At 71.9% G+C, this 15,460-nt stretch carries 17 protein-coding genes; 7 read left to right on the top strand and 10 right to left on the bottom strand.

Features of this window, described 5'->3' with window-relative positions; all coding sequences use genetic code 11:
* Nucleotides 1-118: 118 nt before the first annotated feature.
* From ACFSE6_RS12245 to ACFSE6_RS12230, 4 genes are read right to left on the bottom strand one after another with little or no spacing between them, the layout of a single operon-like run.
* Nucleotides 119-433 (bottom strand): DMT family transporter, encoded by a 315-nt coding sequence (locus tag ACFSE6_RS12245; protein WP_388007233.1) that lies wholly within the window; start codon nucleotides 431-433, stop codon nucleotides 119-121.
* Nucleotides 430-783, bottom strand: coding sequence for a DMT family transporter (locus tag ACFSE6_RS12240; protein WP_388007230.1), 354 nt, complete (start codon nucleotides 781-783; stop codon nucleotides 430-432). The genes ACFSE6_RS12245 and ACFSE6_RS12240 overlap by 4 nt, the downstream gene beginning before the upstream one ends.
* The gene (locus ACFSE6_RS12235; RefSeq protein ID WP_388007227.1) at nucleotides 780-1,346 is read right to left on the bottom strand and encodes a TetR/AcrR family transcriptional regulator; all 567 of its coding nucleotides are present in this window, start codon (nucleotides 1,344-1,346) and stop codon (nucleotides 780-782) included. The genes ACFSE6_RS12240 and ACFSE6_RS12235 overlap by 4 nt, the downstream gene beginning before the upstream one ends.
* A gap of 33 nt (nucleotides 1,347-1,379) precedes the next feature.
* Nucleotides 1,380-3,551: an FAD-dependent oxidoreductase gene (locus ACFSE6_RS12230; protein WP_388007224.1), complete on the bottom strand. Its 2,172-nt coding sequence runs from the start codon at nucleotides 3,549-3,551 to the stop codon at nucleotides 1,380-1,382.
* A 220-nt stretch (nucleotides 3,552-3,771) separates the two neighbouring features.
* On the opposite strand from ACFSE6_RS12230, the gene ACFSE6_RS12225 reads away from it, so the two are divergent.
* Entirely contained in the window at nucleotides 3,772-3,897 is a 126-nt protein-coding gene (locus ACFSE6_RS12225; protein WP_388007221.1) for a hypothetical protein, read from the top strand.
* A 42-nt stretch (nucleotides 3,898-3,939) separates the two neighbouring features.
* The gene (locus tag ACFSE6_RS12220) at nucleotides 3,940-4,809 is read left to right on the top strand and encodes an EamA family transporter (RefSeq protein WP_388007218.1); all 870 of its coding nucleotides are present in this window, start codon (nucleotides 3,940-3,942) and stop codon (nucleotides 4,807-4,809) included.
* Between the two features lie 19 nt (nucleotides 4,810-4,828).
* On the opposite strand, the gene ACFSE6_RS12215 is transcribed toward ACFSE6_RS12220, so the two are convergent.
* On the bottom strand, nucleotides 4,829-5,836 hold the full coding sequence (locus ACFSE6_RS12215) for a LacI family DNA-binding transcriptional regulator (RefSeq protein WP_388007215.1): 1,008 nt from the start codon (nucleotides 5,834-5,836) through the stop codon (nucleotides 4,829-4,831).
* A gap of 64 nt (nucleotides 5,837-5,900) precedes the next feature.
* On the opposite strand from ACFSE6_RS12215, the gene ACFSE6_RS12210 reads away from it, so the two are divergent.
* Nucleotides 5,901-7,763, top strand: a complete 1,863-nt coding sequence (locus ACFSE6_RS12210) for a glycoside hydrolase family 2 protein (protein ID WP_388007212.1) — start codon at nucleotides 5,901-5,903, stop codon at nucleotides 7,761-7,763.
* 15 nt (nucleotides 7,764-7,778) lie between these two features.
* On the opposite strand, the gene ACFSE6_RS12205 is transcribed toward ACFSE6_RS12210, so the two are convergent.
* The 3 genes from ACFSE6_RS12205 to ACFSE6_RS12195 form a co-directional block, all read right to left on the bottom strand.
* Complete coding sequence (locus ACFSE6_RS12205) at nucleotides 7,779-8,171, bottom strand: type II toxin-antitoxin system VapC family toxin (protein WP_388007209.1); 393 nt, start codon at nucleotides 8,169-8,171, stop codon at nucleotides 7,779-7,781.
* A complete protein-coding gene (locus ACFSE6_RS12200; protein WP_388007206.1) occupies nucleotides 8,168-8,395 on the bottom strand; it encodes a FitA-like ribbon-helix-helix domain-containing protein in 228 nt (75 codons plus the stop codon). Before ACFSE6_RS12200 ends, ACFSE6_RS12205 begins: the two co-directional genes overlap by 4 nt.
* A gap of 84 nt (nucleotides 8,396-8,479) precedes the next feature.
* Entirely contained in the window at nucleotides 8,480-9,073 is a 594-nt protein-coding gene (locus tag ACFSE6_RS12195; protein WP_388007203.1) for a TetR/AcrR family transcriptional regulator, read from the bottom strand.
* A gap of 104 nt (nucleotides 9,074-9,177) precedes the next feature.
* On the opposite strand from ACFSE6_RS12195, the gene ACFSE6_RS12190 reads away from it, so the two are divergent.
* From ACFSE6_RS12190 to ACFSE6_RS12180, 3 genes are all read left to right on the top strand, one after another.
* Complete coding sequence (locus ACFSE6_RS12190; protein WP_388007200.1) at nucleotides 9,178-10,197, top strand: aldo/keto reductase; 1,020 nt, start codon at nucleotides 9,178-9,180, stop codon at nucleotides 10,195-10,197.
* Nucleotides 10,198-10,364: 167 nt separating this feature from the next.
* Nucleotides 10,365-11,120, top strand: coding sequence for an ABC transporter ATP-binding protein (locus tag ACFSE6_RS12185; protein ID WP_388007197.1), 756 nt, complete (start codon nucleotides 10,365-10,367; stop codon nucleotides 11,118-11,120).
* Nucleotides 11,117-12,781, top strand: coding sequence for a hypothetical protein (locus ACFSE6_RS12180; RefSeq protein ID WP_388007194.1), 1,665 nt, complete (start codon nucleotides 11,117-11,119; stop codon nucleotides 12,779-12,781). The genes ACFSE6_RS12185 and ACFSE6_RS12180 overlap by 4 nt, the downstream gene beginning before the upstream one ends.
* Here the strand turns inward: ACFSE6_RS12180 and ACFSE6_RS12175 are convergent.
* Nucleotides 12,739-13,743 carry an aldo/keto reductase gene (locus ACFSE6_RS12175; protein ID WP_388007191.1) on the bottom strand — a complete coding sequence of 335 codons (1,005 nt, stop codon included), beginning with the start codon at nucleotides 13,741-13,743 and terminating at the stop codon, nucleotides 12,739-12,741. The genes ACFSE6_RS12180 and ACFSE6_RS12175 overlap by 43 nt on opposite strands.
* Nucleotides 13,744-13,844: 101 nt before the next feature.
* On the opposite strand from ACFSE6_RS12175, the gene ACFSE6_RS12170 reads away from it, so the two are divergent.
* Entirely contained in the window at nucleotides 13,845-14,690 is an 846-nt protein-coding gene (locus ACFSE6_RS12170) for a helix-turn-helix transcriptional regulator (protein ID WP_388007188.1), read from the top strand.
* A 41-nt stretch (nucleotides 14,691-14,731) separates the two neighbouring features.
* On the opposite strand, the gene ACFSE6_RS12165 is transcribed toward ACFSE6_RS12170, so the two are convergent.
* Nucleotides 14,732-15,457, bottom strand: coding sequence for a class I SAM-dependent methyltransferase (locus ACFSE6_RS12165; RefSeq protein ID WP_388007185.1), 726 nt, complete (start codon nucleotides 15,455-15,457; stop codon nucleotides 14,732-14,734).
* Nucleotides 15,458-15,460 lie beyond the last annotated feature (3 nt).

Below are 15,460 nucleotides of genomic sequence, written 5' to 3'. Positions count from 1 at the left end.
GGCGGACGGCGCGGGTCGCGAGGGGAAGCAGCACCTCGAACAGGATGCGACTCACGAACCCGTCGCCTTGTCCGGCCCGGCACGCTTGGCCGCCGCGTCCACCCGGGGCCGCCTGCCGCTATCCCACCTCGACCAGGACGACGCCGAGCGTGATCACGGCGATGCCCGCGATCATCCGCCGGGTCAGCGGCTCGTTCCAGATCGCCCTCGCGAACAGCGCCACCAGGGCGATGCCGACGGCCGTCCAGATCCCGTAGGCCACGCCGACGGCCATGCCAGCTGCGAGCGCACGGGCGAGACAGACGAATGCCACGGCATACCCGGCCACGACGGGGATCAGCCAACGGCGACGGCGGAGCCCGTCCGAGGCTCGCAGGCTCAGCGTGGCGAGGATCTCGGCGGCGATCGCGACGGCCAGCCACACCCAACTCATGACCTCACCTCCTGCGTCGCCGCGCGCTCGGTGTGGCGTGCCCCGGTCTCGATGAGGACGACGCCGACGATGATGAGGCCGAGGCCGAGGATCGCCACCCCACTCAGGACCTCGCCGAAGAGCACCGTGCCCAGCACGGCGGTCAGGGCCACACCGCACGCGCCCCAGATGCCGTAGGCGACACCGATCGTCAGGCCGCTGCGCAGCGAGAGCCCGAGGAGGGTATAGGCCGCGGCGTACCCCACCACGACGACGGGCGCCCACCCGGCATGGTCGACGCTGGCACGCAGCGCCATTGTCCCTGCCACCTCCGCGAGGATCGCGCCGGCGAGCAGGCCCCAGCGGTTCACGCGGTCGCCTCGCCTTGCCCGAACTCCGCGGCGTCGACCAGGCCCAGGGCGCGCTCGCACACGGCGGCCAGATCCTCAGCGGGGAAGACACCGGTCGCCTCGGCGGCCCAGGCCCCATCGGCGCAGAACCGGGCGGCGGTGAGCAGGGCGCGCGCCTGCTGCCCTACGCCATCGGTCTCGAACCAGGACGCGAGCCGCTCCTGCCAGGGCCTCGCCAGGCTCGGTTGGTAGAGCGCATCGGCGAAGATCCAGTAGTCGGCGCGGGAGAGTTCCGCGGTCATCGCCGTGCGGACGTAGCCGCGGTGGCGGTCGAACGGGGACAGGTCGGCCGGGTCGGCTCCGGCTGCGTTGCGGATTCGTCGGTCCCACTCTTCGGCCGCTTGCTCGACGAGGCCGACCATGAGCGCCTCCTTGGAGGCGAAGTGGTACATCAGACCGGGCTTGGTCAGGCCCGACCTCTCCGAGACGGACTCGAGCGAGATCGTGACGCCGGTGACGGACCGATGTTCCTCGGCAAGTTCCTTCGCCGCGTGCAGGATCCGTTCGCGGGTGGTGGGGGCCATACCACGCACTTTACCAACCGGAAGGTAAAGCTGTCAGGCCGCCTCACGCCGCCGTCGTGCGGATGCCACGAAGAAGGCACCGAACCGGACCACCGCCCGCACCCGCCGGAGACGGGTGAAGCCCACCCCCCGGATCGAGCGGAGCAGGCCGACGACGCCGGAGGCACTGATCTCCAACCGCACGCGGCCTCCCCCTGTGCCGCCGTCGTCCGGGCCAATCTCGGTGTGCAGGCGGGTCAGGCCGGTCAACAGACCAGCCGGCGTCCGGCGCCGCACACTCTTGCCGCCGCTCAGGTGCCAGGGCCGGCCGCCGTCGTCCTCGAAATGCAGGTCGTAGCGCATCGCCACGGCGCGCCCGTCCGGGAAGAGGGAGAGTGTGCCGCTGATCGCGGCGCCGACGGCGAGCCCATCGATGTCGATGTGCCCGTCCATGGCGATGGCGTGGTCCGGGTCGGCGAGGAATCGGTCCAGGCTCGGCAGGTCCGCGTGCAGCGACATCGTCACGTGCGGCCGCCGCCCCGGGCGCGAGCGCATCTGCTCGTCGAACCTGACGCCGTCACCCGCCGTCGCCGCTCGCACGCCGGCCCGGTACGCGAACGCGGCGTCCTCCGGGACCGGCACTGGCTTCACCTCGGCCCACTCCGGTGCCCGCCACTGCTCCCGGCCCGACCGTCGGATGGCGGTCTCGATCGACCGTTCCGCGACCGCCAGGATCGTGGCGGAGGGATTGACACCGGTCGCCGCGGGCAGCACCGATCCATCCATCACGGACAGGCCGGGGTAGCCGTGGACCTCACCGGCCTCGTCCACGACACCGCTCGCCTTGTCCGGGCCGACGGGGACACCACCGAGCGGGTGCACGGTGACCGTGCGGCGCAGCACCGACCACGTCACCGGGTTGTAGAGGCGGGCACGCAGCTCTCGGGCCAGGAGCGGACCGACGCGCCGCTGGGACCGGTAGAGGTGGCCCTGCCAACGGTTGCGCCAGCGCAGCCTCGCGCGGCCGTTGCGCCCGAGGTGGAGGCGGCCGCCCGCAGAGTCCTTGCCCATGGCGAGGACGGCGAACCCGTGCCGCGGGTCCGTCTTGCGCCACCTGCGGACCAGGGCCCGCAACCGACGTGCCGGGAGGACGGCGTCGGCCAGGTCGCGCAGCGGTACCGGGTAGGCGCCGTCCTGGACCTGGAACCAGACCGTGGTCCGGCCCTCGGGCACGTCGAGCACCGTCGTGGTGGTGATGGTGGGCCCTGTGGTCATGTCGCCCGGCGGCTGGGGCAGCTCCCCGAGGGTGAGGAAGTCGCCGTTCCCGGAGAAGCCCTCGCCCAGCCGAGGTGACAGGTCAGGAAGGGTCCGGTCGAGGTCGCGGGCGCGCAGCAGTAGCTCCGTGGTGGCCACGGCCCCCGCGGCCAGCACCAGTCGCGGGGCCTGCCATGCGCGATCCGGTGAGCGCGGGTCCGACGGGCGCGTGGCGATGACGCGATAGCCGCCCTCGACCTGCTCGATCCGCCGGACCTCGGTGTCGGTGACGCCGCGGGCACCGGCCTTCTCGGCGGCGTGAAGGTAGGTCACATCGAGGGTGTTCTTCGCGCCGTGATTGCATCCGAGCACGCACTCACCGACGAAGGCGCAACCGCGACGCGCGGCGCCGTGCCTGTTCGGTCGCCACCGTTCGGTCTCGCCGAACGTCACGGCGACGTTCGGGCGGACCGTCCCGGGAGCGATGCCCATGTCGTCGACCAGATGCTCCATGATTGAGGTCCGCGCCGGTGGGCGGCCCGTCCTGGGGTCGTCCGCCACCGGGCCGACACCGAGCATGTGCGCCGCGAGGTCGTAGTACGGGTCGAGCGCGTGCCGCCGGAGGTGACGGGGCCAACGCGGATCCAGTGCGGCGTCGTACGGCCGCGCGAAGACGTTGGCGTACACCAACGAGCCACCGCCCCAGCCTGCGCCGTGGACGCTGGCCATCCGGCCGAGCCAGCGGATCTCGTACAGGCCCTGCTCGAGCTGCCAAAGCCATCCGGCCTCGAGGCGTGGCTCGCGTGGGAAGGTGCCGGCGTGCCACCGCCGACCACGTTCCAGGACGAGCACCGAGAACCCGGCCTGCGCGAGCCGCGCGGCGGCCACGGCGCCGCCGAATCCGCTGCCGACGACGATCGCGTCGGCGTCCATCTGTGCCGCACTCGCGGCCGGCTTCCCGTGGTGATCCATCGGCGTCCTCCCGGGCCGCCTTCAGCATCGCGCCCCGGGTGACCGGCAGGGAAGGTACCCGCGGCGATATCCGACCACGGAATGACCGCACCGGCACCGCAACCATCCCTGCGGCCGACGACGGCGCCATCAGGAGCTCCGTAGGGTCGCCTGCATCAGCTACCGCGCCGGTTCGTCCGGTGCGCCGTCGGCCTTCGACACCACGGAACGGGAGAAACCCATGGCCACGTCGGACATCCGGACCAGGCAACGTCAGCGGGCGATCGTCATCGTGCCCGTCACGGTCCTCGCCGTCGCGGCCGCTCTCGCGGCGGCGCTGTCGACCCTCGACCTGCTGCCCGGCTAGGCCGACGGCGAAGTCGACGCGCGGCCGACATAGCCTGGCCCGGTGATCCCTCGCCTGTCGCCACGGTCGGCCGCCCGGGCCCCCGTCCTGCTCGTCCTGATCGGCATCTGCTCCGTCCAGTTCGGCGCCGGGATCGCCAAGACGCTCTTCGACGAGGCCTCCCCCACCACGCTGGTCTGGCTCCGGCTGGCCTTCTCGACGCTGATCCTGCTGGCGATCACCCGGCCCCGCCTGCGAGGCCGCAGCCGGCAGGACTGGCTCGTGGTCCTCGGCTTCGGCGCGGCCCTGGGGCTGATGAACTGGTCGATCTACCAGTCCTTCGCCCGCATCCCGATCGGCATCGCGGTCACCATCGAATTCATCGGCCCGCTGACCGTCGCCCTGCTCGGCTCGCGCCGAGCGCGGGACCTGATCTGGGTGCTACTCGCCGCGGTTGGAGTCCTGCTGCTCGGGCTGGAGCCCGGCGACATCACGGCGCCCGGCGTGGGCTTCGCCCTCCTGGCCGGAGCGGCGTGGGCGTGCTACATCCTGCTCAGCAAGTCCACCGGTGCACGGTGGCGCGGCCTCGACGGACTCGCCATCGCCTCGCTCGTCGGCGCCGTCGGGATCGCGCCGGTACAGCTGATCGGGCACGCCGGCGAGCTCGCCTCGCTGCATCTGCTCGCCGTCGGCGCCGTGGTGGCGCTGATGAGCTCGGTGATCCCGTACAGCGCTGAGCTCGTCGCCCTGCGGTCACTACGGCCCGGCGTCTTCGGGATCCTGATGAGCCTGGAGCCGGCATTCGCCGCGCTGGCCGGCTTCCTCTTCGTCGCCGAGCATCTCGGCCTCGCGCAGTGGGCGGCGCTGGCGTGCGTCGTCGCGGCGAGCATCGGCATCACCCGGCAGAACCCGCCGGCGCCGACGGCGAACTGAGGCGGCGCCCAAGGGCTGACTACCCGGGCGCGCTCTCACGGACAACGAGCTGGTACGGCACGGTCACGTTCCGACCCGGCGCGTCCGAGCCGTCGATCCGCTCCACCAACAGGTCGAGCGCACGCTCGGCAAGTGCATCCACGTCCGGCGCGACCGTGGTCAGCGAGGGAACTGTACTGGCCGTGAGCTCGATGTCGTCCCAACCGACAACGGCAACCTCCTGCGGTACCGAGATCCCGCGCAGCCGCAGGGCCCGCAGCGCCCCGACGGCGGCGAGGTCGTCGCGGCAGACCAGCCCGTCCACCTCGAGACCGCCGTCGAGGGCGGCGGCGAGTGCGTGCTCACCGCCGACCGCGTCTCCCTCGTCGCGGTCGATGAGCAGGGTCTCTTCGAGGGGCCTGCCGGCCCGTTCCAGTCCCCGGCGGAACCCCTCGAGTCGCAGCTGCGAGGTTCGTGACAGGGCGCCCGTCTCGTGTCCGAGGAACCCGATGCGGGTCCGACCGGCACGGACCAGATGGGTGACGGCGTCGTCGGCGGCGGCCACGTTGTCGATGGCGACCTGGTCGGCGCCCGCCGGCTGCTCGTCCTCGCCGAGGAAGACCACCGGCGTGTCCTGGCTCAGCTCGCTCAGCTCCGCGGCGGACAAGGCCTGCGGGTGGACGATCAGGCCGTCCACCAGGCCGGCGTCACGGTCGCGCAGCGCGGCGCGCTCGCCGTCAGGGTCGGCGCCGGTCTCCTCGAGCAGCAGGCGGTACCCGCGGGCCACGCTCACCCGCGCGAAGGTGTGGGCCAGCTCGGCGAAGTAGGGCCGCCGAAGGTCCGGGAACGCGAGCGCCAGCATCCCCGACCGGCCGGTGGCGAGGTTACGGCCCCGCACGTCGGGTCGATAGCCGAGTTCATCGATCGCGGCCTGCACGCGCGCCCGCATCGCCGGGCTCACGTGCCGGTAGTTCCGCACCACGTTGGAGACGGTCTTCATCGACACCCCGGCGTGGTCCGCGACGTCCTGCAGGGTCACCCTCTTCACGGGCTTACCGTATCGGCCGCGGACGCCGCTTTACAGCGCTGGAATGATCGGTAGGCTCGCCCGTATGACCTCCGACGCGACCCGTGCCCAGACCGCGCCCGCTCCCGGCGGCCTCCCGCTCGCCAGCCGGCAGGACGGCAGCTACCCGCGGCCCCAGCTCATGCGCGCCGCCTGGGCCGACCTCGACGGCGTGTGGGCCTTCCAGCACGACGACGACAACACCGGCCTCACGGAGGGATGGGCCGCGGGGCTGCCCACGAGCCGGGAGATCCGGGTGCCGTTCCCGCCGGAGTCGGTCGCCTCCGGCGTCGACGAGCCCGGCTTCCACCCCGTGGTCTGGTACCAGCGGAGCATCACCCGGGCGGACCTGGCCGGGGCCGGGGTGTCCGAGCGTTCGCCGAGGGTTCTGCTGCACTTCGGCGCGGTCGACTACCGGGCCTCGGTGTGGATCGACGGCGCGTTCGTCGGCGAGCACGAGGGCGGGCACACCCCGTTCACGTTCGACGTGACCCACCTGCTGGATCAGGAGAGCGAGCACACGCTGGTGGTGCGGGCCGAGGACGACCCGCACGACCTCACCCAGCCGCGCGGGAAGCAGGACTGGCACGAGCGCGCCCACGCGATCTGGTACCGGCGGACCACCGGCATCTGGCAGACCGTGTGGTTGGAGGCGGTCCCGGAGGCGAGCATCGCCGATCTCAGGTGGCTGCCCGCCGGACCGCACGCCGTCGACCTCACCGTCCGGCTGCGCGGCGCGGCGCCCGCCGGGAGCCGCATCGGCGTGCACCTGCGGTTCGACGAGCGCGACGAGGACTTCGGCACGGTCGAGGTGGAGGTTCCGCGCACCAGGACCGAGGTGGAGTTGACCGTGCCGATCGCCCGCCAGCGCAACGGGCAAGCCGCGGACGAGCTGACCTGGTCCCCCGAGCATCCGCGGCTGGTGGACACGACCGTGCGTCTGACCGACGCGGCAGGCGCCACGCTCGACGCCGTCAGCTCCTACCTCGGTGTGCGCACCACCGCGACCGACCGGGACGCGTTCCTGCTCAACGGCCGCCCGTACCACGTGCGTTCCGTTCTCAATCAGGGCTACTGGCCCGAGAGCCACATCGCGGCTCCGTCCCGCGAGGCGCTGCGGCGCGAGGTCGAGCTCATCAAGGAACTCGGCTTCAACGCGTGCCGGATCCACCAGAAGGTCGAGGATCCCCGGTTCCTGTACTGGGCGGACCGGCTCGGCATTCTCGTCTGGGGCGAGACGCCCGGGGCGTACGAGTTCTCCGCGACGGCCGTCCAGCGACTGACCCGGGAATGGATGGACGCCGTCGAGCGCGACGCCTCCCACCCCTCCATCGTCACCTGGGTGCCGTTCAACGAGTCCTGGGGCATCCAGCACGTCGCCGACGACCCGGCGCACCAGGCGTACTCCCGCGCACTGACCGACCTCACCCGCGCGCTCGACCCCTCGCGACCGGTGGTCTCCAACGACGGTTGGGAGTTGCAGAACACCGACATCATCACCGTCCACGACTACGAGGGCGACGGCGCGGTGCTGGCGACGACCTACGCGGACGAGGACGCACGGGCACGACTCATGGTCGGGTTCGGACCGGCCGGCCGGCGAATCCTCGTCGGCGACGCCGTCGACCACGGCCAGCCGGTGATGCTCACCGAGTTCGGTGGGGTCAACTACCAGCCGGGCACCGCCCGCGAGGACGCCTGGGGGTACACCACGGCGGCCGACGGCGAGGACTGGATCGCCCGGATCACCGCCCTGTACGACGCGATCCGCGCCAGCTCCTTCCTCACCGGCTCCTGCTACACCCAGCTCACCGACACCATGCAGGAGACCAACGGCCTGCTCACCGCCGACCGCACCCCGAAGGTGCCTATCGAGCAGATCCGCCGGGCGGTCACCGGCCGGGACTGACGGCCGACCGGTGACTCAGTGCGTACGAGCGTGGACGCGCACCGTCACGTCGTGCCCCCCGCTGTCGAGCTTCGTGTCGCACGTGTGCAGCGGGACGTCGAGGGTCTCCGCCAGGGCGAGGTAGGCCGCGTCGTAGCTGGTGTAGCGATGGCGCAGGTCCCATAGCCGTTCCGCCACGGAGGCCGTGTCATACCTGTCGACGGCCAGCTCGAAGTGGTCCGCACGTGCGGCCTCTGCGACGTCGGACTGCAGCTTGCCGCCAAGAACCAGCCCTCGCAGGACCGACAGGACCTCGACATCCAGCAGGTGCGGGGCGGCGACCTCCGCGCTCATCGCCTCGAGCAGCCCGCCGTCGACGTCGCGGCCGATCAGCGCCTCGACCATCGCCGAGGCGTCGATGACGATCACCGCCGGGACTCCCGCAGGACGTCGACGATCTCTGCGGCGCTGGGCCCCTCGGTGCGGTCTCGCCGTCGTAGCCGGGCCACGACCTCGGCGTTGGTGGGACGGGCGGCGAGTCGACCCAGCTCCGCGGCCACGTAGGCCGACAACGACTTCCCCTCGGCCGCGGCGCGCTCCTTCAGCGTCTCAGCGACGTCGTCGGGGACGTGACGTATGTAGAGCGTCGGCACGCCTCGATGCTAGCACTCCGCAAGCGCGGGTTCGGGCTGGGATTCACCCCACCGGCTCGGCGCCGTGCACGCGAGTACGAGCTCTCAGCCGCTCCGGAGCCCGCCCACGAACACCTCGACCATCCGACGGTTCTCGGCCAGGCCGAAGTCGGCAGCGGGGACGGGCTGACACAGCAACCCGACGGCGTACAGCAGCTCCCGAGCGCTGACGTCACCGGTGATCTCGCCCGCGGCGTGCGCATCCGCCAGGAGCGCCGCGGCCGCCGGCTCGAGGCGTTCGGTGACGCGGTCGTGCAGGCCTTCGAACGCCGGATCCGCGGAGTGCAACGCACCGGCGAGACCCCGCTTGGTGGCGACCAGCTCGACGTACTGCTCGACCCACGCGCGCAGCGCCGCGTACGGCGCCTCGTCGGAGCGCATGGCCAGGGCGGCGTCGGCGCACGCGTCGATCTCGTGCTGCAGCACGCCGAGGATGAGGTCGGCACGCCGCGGGAAGTGCCGGTACAGCGTGCCGACGCCGAGACCCGCCGCGTCCGTGATCTCACGGGCCGGCGCGTCGACACCGGAGCGGGCGAACACCGCCTTGGCGGACTCGAGCAGGGCGTGCACATTCCGCTCGGCATCGACGCGCCGCCGCCGCTGCCGGCCTTCGCCCGTCCGCTGCTCCGCCGTCGTCATGCCGTCCAGTATGCCTGGAGCCGTTGATAACCGGAGCCGCGTTCCGTATAGTTCCTGAACGTTGTTCCGGTTAGCATGTCATCTCCCACCGTGAGGATCCCGCCATGAAGTACCGCCTCCTCGGCCAGACCGGCATCCGCGTGAGCCCGTACGCGCTCGGCACCCTGATGTTCGCCAGCCAGATGGGTAACGACCCGGACGAGTCCGGCCGGATCATCAACAGAGCACTGGACGCCGGCATCAACCTCATCGACTGCGCCGACCGGTACGGCGACGCGGAGGAGGTCGTCGGCCGGGCGCTCAAGGGCCGCCGTGACGAGGTGGTGCTGGCCACGAAGGTCGGCATGCCGATGGGCGAGGACCCCAATCAGCAAGGAGCCTCGCGTCGGTGGATCACCCGAGCCGTCGAGGCCTCGCTGCGCCGACTCGGCACCGACCACATCGACATCTACCAGCTGCAGCGACCGGATCCCGCCACCGACCTGGAGGAGACGCTCTCGGTCCTGACGGACCTCGTCCGCGCCGGGAAGGTCCGCGCGATCGGCTCGTCGACGACGCCGCCGGCAACCATCGTCGAGGCACAGTGGGTCGCCGAGCGGGCCGGGCTGCAGCGGTTCCGGGTCGAGCAGCCGCCGTACTCGATCCTCAACCGTGGCCGCGAGCGCGACGTCCTCCCGCTGGCGCAGCAGTACGGGATGGGCACCCTGGCCTGGGGGCCGTTCGGGCAGGGACTGCTCACCGGACGCGTCCGCAAGGGCGGTGAGAACGACCTGCTACGGGGCCAGGTCTTCCGCCACCTCACCGACGAACGGCGACTCGACGCCGTCGAGCAGCTCGTCCCGCTCGCGGAGGAGTCCGGGCTGCGGATGACGCACCTCGCCATGGCCTTCGTCATCGCCCATCCGGGCATCACCAGCGCCCTGCTGGGGCCACGCACCATGGCGCATCTCGACGACCTGCTCCAGGGTCTAGACGTCGAGCTGCCGGACGACGTCCTCGACCGGATCGACGAGATCGTCCCGCCGGGAACCGACGTCGGCACGCTCGACCAGGACTACCAGCCGCCGGCGATCCAGGAGGTGGGGTTGCGGCGCCGCCTTGCCGCCGACCGCGCCGCGGCCTGACGCGAGCCGGCTCGAGCGGGCCGGACTCTCGACGGCCTCGCCCGGGGCGTGATACTCCTGATGCGGACGACGCTGGAGGAATACGTGCGCCCCCATCCCCGCCGGAGCCCCGCTCCAGCAAGGCCCACCACCCGCGAGATCACCGACGCCGACGGTTCGACGTCCGCATGAGCGCGTCCAGCACCCCGGCCGTCCAACTCTCCCAGCTCACCAAACGCTTCGGCGACCACGTTGCTGTCGACGCCATCGACCTGACCGTCCCGGCCGGCATGTTCTACGGCATCGTCGGGCCGAACGGCGCGGGCAAGTCCACCACGCTGTCGATGATCGCCGGGCTGCTGACTCCCGACTCCGGCACCGTCACGGTCGCCGGGTTCGACGCCGCCGGCCAGCGCGAGGACGTGCTCGGTGCGCTCGGCATCATGATGGAAGGGTTGTCGCTGCCCGAGCGGCTGACCGGTGCAGAGCTGCTGGAGTACACCGCGCGACTGCGCAGCATCGGGGGCGAGTGGCGCTCACGCGCGACCGATCTGCTGGAGGTCTTGGAGCTGGACCGGGCGCCGTCGACGCTGATCGTCGACTACTCCACCGGCATGCGGAAGAAGATCGGTCTGGCGGTCGCCATGCTGCACCGCCCGCGGGTGCTGGTCCTGGACGAGCCGTTCGAGGCCATCGACCCGGTCTCCGCCCGTGCCATCGAGGGGCTGCTGAGCCAATACGTCCGCGGCGGCGGGACCGTCCTGCTCTCGAGCCACATCATGGACGTCGTCGAGCGCACCTGCGAGCGCGTGGCGCTCATCAAGGACGGGAAGATCCTCACCGAGGGCACGATCGACGACGTGCGCGCCGGCGGAACGTTGAACGACACGTTCGTCGACCTCGTCGGCGCGGCGCCGCAGCGGCCGATCTCGTGGCTGCAATGAGGATGCGCGCGGCGTTCGCCGCACTGCGATGGCGGATCATCCGGCACGGGCCGAACGACGAGCGCGGCTTCGGGTTGGTCACCGGACTGCTGGCGGCGGCCGGCGTCGTCGTCCTCGCCGTGCTCGGCCGGGACGGGACGGTGCACCCGAGCTGGATGACCGCGGCGGTCTCCGCGTTCGGCCTCATGTGGCTGCTCGGTCCGGTGCTGTTGCCCGGTTCCGCACCGGTCCTGGATCCGCAGTGGTTCCGCACCCTGCCACGGCGGCCGGCCGTGATCACCCGCGAGATGGCGCCGAGCGAGGCGATCAGCGTGGGGACCGTCGTCACGGCCGTCGCGCTTGCCGGGCTCGTCGTGCTCGCCGCACCGCACGGGGCGGGCGCCGTCGTCGTCGCCGTCGTGGCAGCGCTGGCGCAGCTGCACTTCTTGCTGTGGCTCGGCCGGTGCGCGAGCGCCGCCGTCGCTCGCATGCTCCGCACGAGCGTCGGGATGTGGCTGACGGCGTTGCAGATGTCCGTGCTGCTGGCGATCTCCTTCGCCGGCTGGGTGCCGATCGTGGCGCTCGTGCTGCCGGACATGGGCGAGGGCAGCGCCGAGATCGTCACTCCGGCGGTCGGCGGTGCGGTGCCCGTGGCCGTTGAGCGGGTGCTGCTGGTGCTGCCGACCGGCTGGAGCCTGGCCGCCCTCGAGGCGGTGACGTCGTCGGCCTCGCTCCTCGCCGTCCTATTGCCGGTCGTGGGCCTGTTCGCCGTCGGGACCGGGCTTCGGATGCTGTGGATCGCCCTCACCGCGTACACGCTGCGCCGGCCACCCGCCCGGGCGCAGAGCAACGTCACGGCGAAGCGCGCCGGGTTCTCCCGGTCCCCCGGCGGCGGCCCCGTTCGGGCGGTCACAAGCCGGGAACTCACCACGTGGTTCCGGGACCCGCACCGCAAACTCGGCCTGGGTCACGCCTGGCTCACCCCGCTGCTCATGATCGCCCTGGTCGCGCCGACCACCTGGGACTGGGCGCTGCCGTTCATCGGCGTCATGGCGGCGGTGCTGGGGGCGATGGTCGCGGTCAACACCTACGCCCTGGACGGCACCGCGCTGTGGCAGCTGCTGACCGTTCCCGGAGCCGTCCGCGCCGATGTCCGCGGCAGGTACCTCGCCTGGTTGCAGCTGTTCGGCCTACCGGTCCTCGCGTTGACTGTCCTGCTGTGCCTGGTCAGCGGTTCGCCCCTGTGGGCGGTTGCGCTCGGGATGACGCTGGCAGCGACGGGGGCTGCGTGCGCGTGCGCCCCGCTGTTCGGCGCCATGATGCCGGCCATCGGTGCTGACGCCCGCGAGCGGGTGTCCCCGTCCAGCCACGCCGGGAACCCGGCCGGTGGCCAGTGGACGATCTTCGCCGCCGTGATCGCCGTCGCAGTGGTGCCGGTCGTCCTCACTCAGCTGGTCGGCGCCGGCTCACTCTGGCCGGTCCCTGTGGTTCTCGGCGCAGCCATCGGCCTGGCGGCGCTGCTCGGGCTGGCGCCGCTGACGCGACGGTACCTGGAGCGCCGCGGGCCCGAGCTGCTGGCGGCGATGGAGTCGGACGACCTGACCCGGCTGACCCGGCCAGGCCAGTCGGGTCAGTCTGGTCAGCGTTCGCTGTCCAGGTCCGCCATCGCGAACTCGGGGTAACGCGTCCCGCGTGCGGCCCCCGCCGGGACCAGCTCGTCGATGCGGGCGAGATCGTCGGCGCCGAGGATCAGCGCGTTGCTGCCGAGCATGGACTCGACCTGCGGCACGCGCCGCGCCCCGACAACCGGCACGATGTCCTCGCCCCGCGCCGCGACCCACGCGATCGCGAGTTGGGCGAGGGTGCCGCCCTTGGCCTCGGCGATCTCCTGCAGCGGCTCGATGAGTGCGGTGTTGTGCTCGAGGTTCGCCCCCTGGAGTCGGGGGAAGATCGCCCGGGGTCCGAGGTCGGACGTTCCGCCGATGAGTCCCTTGGCCAGCACGCCGTAGGCGGTGACGGAGATGCCGAGCTCGCGGCAGGTGGGCAGGATCTCGCGCTCGATGTCCCGGGTCAGCAGGGAGTACTCGAGCTGGACGTCGCTGATCGGTGCGACGGCGGCGGCCCGGCGGATGGTCTCGGCGCTGACCTCGCTGAGGCCGATGTGCCGGATGTGGCCCTGCTCGACCAGTTCGGCCATGGCGCCAACCGTCTCCTCGATGGGCACGTCGGGGTCGAGGCGGGCGAGGCGGTAGATGTCGACGTGGTCGGTACCGAGCCGCCGGAGGGAGTAGGTCAGCGCGGTGCGGACTGCGGCCGGTCGCCCGTCGGAGCCGCTCGGCATCGGGCTACCCGGGTCCAGGCGAGCTCCGAACTTCACGGACAGGACGGCATCGTCGCGGTCGCGGCCGGCCAGCGCGCGACCGATGAGCTGCTCGTTGTGGCCGACGCCGTAGAAGTCACCGGTGTCCAGCAACGTGCCACCGCCGTCGAGGTAGGCGTGAACGACGCGGACGCTCTCGTCGTCGTCCGTCGGGCCGTAGGTGCCGGACAGGCCCATGCAACCAAGGCCGGGGGAACTGACGGTCGGACCCGTGCGGCCCAGACGGCGGAAGGCGGGGGCGGAGTGGTGCGTGGTAGTAGCCATGTCCTCGAGCGTCGCCCCGGCGCCCCGCACGCACCAGGCACGGCCTATCCAGGGACTGGCTCGACCTGGATATCGGGCGGGCCCGGGCGGAGGATGGCGTCATGATCGACCGTGCCGGCCTGGCCGACTTCCTGCGCCGCCGCCGCGAGACGCTGCGCCCGTCCGACGTCGGTCTGCCGGCCGGGGCCCGGCGCCGTACCCCGGGGCTGCGCCGTGAGGAAGTCGCCCAACTCGCCGGAGTCTCCACGGATCACTACACACGGCTCGAACGGGCGCGCGGCTCCGCGCCGTCGCAATCAGTCGTCGCCTCGATCGCCCGAGCTCTGCGGTGTGACCTCGACGAACGCGACCACCTCTTCCACCTCACCGGGTTTCCGCCACCGCCCCGGATCGCCGGCGGGCACGTACGTCCCGGGCTCATCGCTCTCGCCACACGTCTCGGCGAGATCCCGGTCAGCATCTGCAGCGACCTCGGTGAGATCCTGTGGTCGAACACACTGTTCGAGACCCTCTCGGGCCTCGGCGAGACCCGGGAGAACCGTGCGCAGAACCTCATCTGGCGCTGGTTCACCGACCCGCCGACCACCCGGCTATTCCCGCGTGAGGACTGGGCCCGGCTGTCCGCCGCGCACGTGAGCGACCTGCGGGCCACCTACGCCCGCCGCGGGGCCGACGAGGATGTGGCCGCCCTGGTCCGGGATCTGCTGGCCGCGAGCGTGGAGTTCCGTGAGTTGTGGGACCGTCACGAGGTCGCCGTACGGCGCGAGGACCGGAAGGACATCCAGCACCCCGAACTCGGGTTGATCTGCCTGCGGTGTGAGGTGCTGCGCACCCCAGAAGAGGATGTGCAGATGCTCGCGTTCTTCCCCGTCGAGGGCACCGACGCCGCCGAGAAGCTCGCCCTACTGCAGGTGATCGGCACCCAGGACTTCACCGCCGCGAGGTGATACGCCGGCATCGGCGTGCCGCAGGCTCCCGTCGCCAGAGGTCAACGGCGTCGAAGGAGTAGGACGCTGTCCTCCAACACCGCCTCATGACCGTCCGGATCCGCCGCGGTGCGGCTGCGGATCTCCGCGACGGCGGTCGACCAGTCAGTGGGATCGAGCGCGAGGACGTCCAGTTCCTCCTGCGGCGTCGGGAACTGGTGGGCCGGCCCACCCTCGTGCTCGTGCGCGTGCGTCGACCACGGCGGCGGGGCCGCGTGGGCGACGACGAGCAGGTGACCGCCGGGAGCGACGAACTCGGCGGCTCGGCGCAGGATCGCCTCGCGTGGCAGCTGGACCGGCGAGTGCAGGAAGCTCGCGGTGACGAGGTCGTACTGCCGGCCGGCGGTCCACGAGGACAGGTCGGCGGCGTGGAACCGGATGACCTCGGCAGCAAGGCCGAGCGTCTCGGCCGCCGCCGTGGCACGCCGGACCGCCGTGGGCGAGATGTCGACGCCGGTCGCGTCCCAGCCGTGCCGCGCGAGCCAGATGACATCGGCGCCCTCGCCGCAACCCAGATCGAGCGCGCGTCCTGGAGTCAGACCCGCGGCCACGTCTGTGACGGTCCGGTTGGCCCGGCCCGACCAGACCTGGTCGGAGCCCGCGTAGCGCTCCTCCCAGAAATCAGCGGCGGCGACGTCGGGCCAGTCCTCCTCGCGCGGCCTTGCCGTCGGGGGCGAGCTTGCCGTCGGGGGCGAGGCCGGTGCTTCCCGGTGCCGGTGTGTACTCATACA

The sequence above is a fragment of the Georgenia deserti genome (assembly GCF_042680605.1).
In the GTDB taxonomy this organism is placed as follows: Bacteria; Actinomycetota; Actinomycetes; order Actinomycetales; family Actinomycetaceae; genus Allobogoriella; species Allobogoriella deserti.
This window is presented reverse-complemented; position numbering and strand designations above follow the sequence as displayed.

What these genes read in the sequence shown, in the direction of transcription:
- ACFSE6_RS12210 (WP_388007212.1), top strand. Translation starts at nt 5,901, where the DNA reads ATGACCTCCGACGCGACCCGTGCCCAGACCGCGCCCGCTCCCGGCGGC.
- ACFSE6_RS12180 (WP_388007194.1), top strand. Translation starts at nt 11,117, where the DNA reads ATGAGGATGCGCGCGGCGTTCGCCGCACTGCGATGGCGGATCATCCGG.
- ACFSE6_RS12175 (WP_388007191.1), bottom strand. Translation starts at nt 13,743, where the DNA reads ATGGCTACTACCACGCACCACTCCGCCCCCGCCTTCCGCCGTCTGGGC.
- ACFSE6_RS12185 (WP_388007197.1), top strand. Translation starts at nt 10,365, where the DNA reads ATGAGCGCGTCCAGCACCCCGGCCGTCCAACTCTCCCAGCTCACCAAA.
- ACFSE6_RS12165 (WP_388007185.1), bottom strand. Translation starts at nt 15,457, where the DNA reads ATGAGTACACACCGGCACCGGGAAGCACCGGCCTCGCCCCCGACGGCA.
- ACFSE6_RS12230 (WP_388007224.1), bottom strand. Translation starts at nt 3,551, where the DNA reads ATGGATCACCACGGGAAGCCGGCCGCGAGTGCGGCACAGATGGACGCC.
- ACFSE6_RS12225 (WP_388007221.1), top strand. Translation starts at nt 3,772, where the DNA reads ATGGCCACGTCGGACATCCGGACCAGGCAACGTCAGCGGGCGATCGTC.
- ACFSE6_RS12170 (WP_388007188.1), top strand. Translation starts at nt 13,845, where the DNA reads ATGATCGACCGTGCCGGCCTGGCCGACTTCCTGCGCCGCCGCCGCGAG.
- ACFSE6_RS12190 (WP_388007200.1), top strand. Translation starts at nt 9,178, where the DNA reads ATGAAGTACCGCCTCCTCGGCCAGACCGGCATCCGCGTGAGCCCGTAC.
- ACFSE6_RS12195 (WP_388007203.1), bottom strand. Translation starts at nt 9,073, where the DNA reads ATGACGACGGCGGAGCAGCGGACGGGCGAAGGCCGGCAGCGGCGGCGG.
- ACFSE6_RS12245 (WP_388007233.1), bottom strand. Translation starts at nt 433, where the DNA reads ATGAGTTGGGTGTGGCTGGCCGTCGCGATCGCCGCCGAGATCCTCGCC.
- ACFSE6_RS12235 (WP_388007227.1), bottom strand. Translation starts at nt 1,346, where the DNA reads ATGGCCCCCACCACCCGCGAACGGATCCTGCACGCGGCGAAGGAACTT.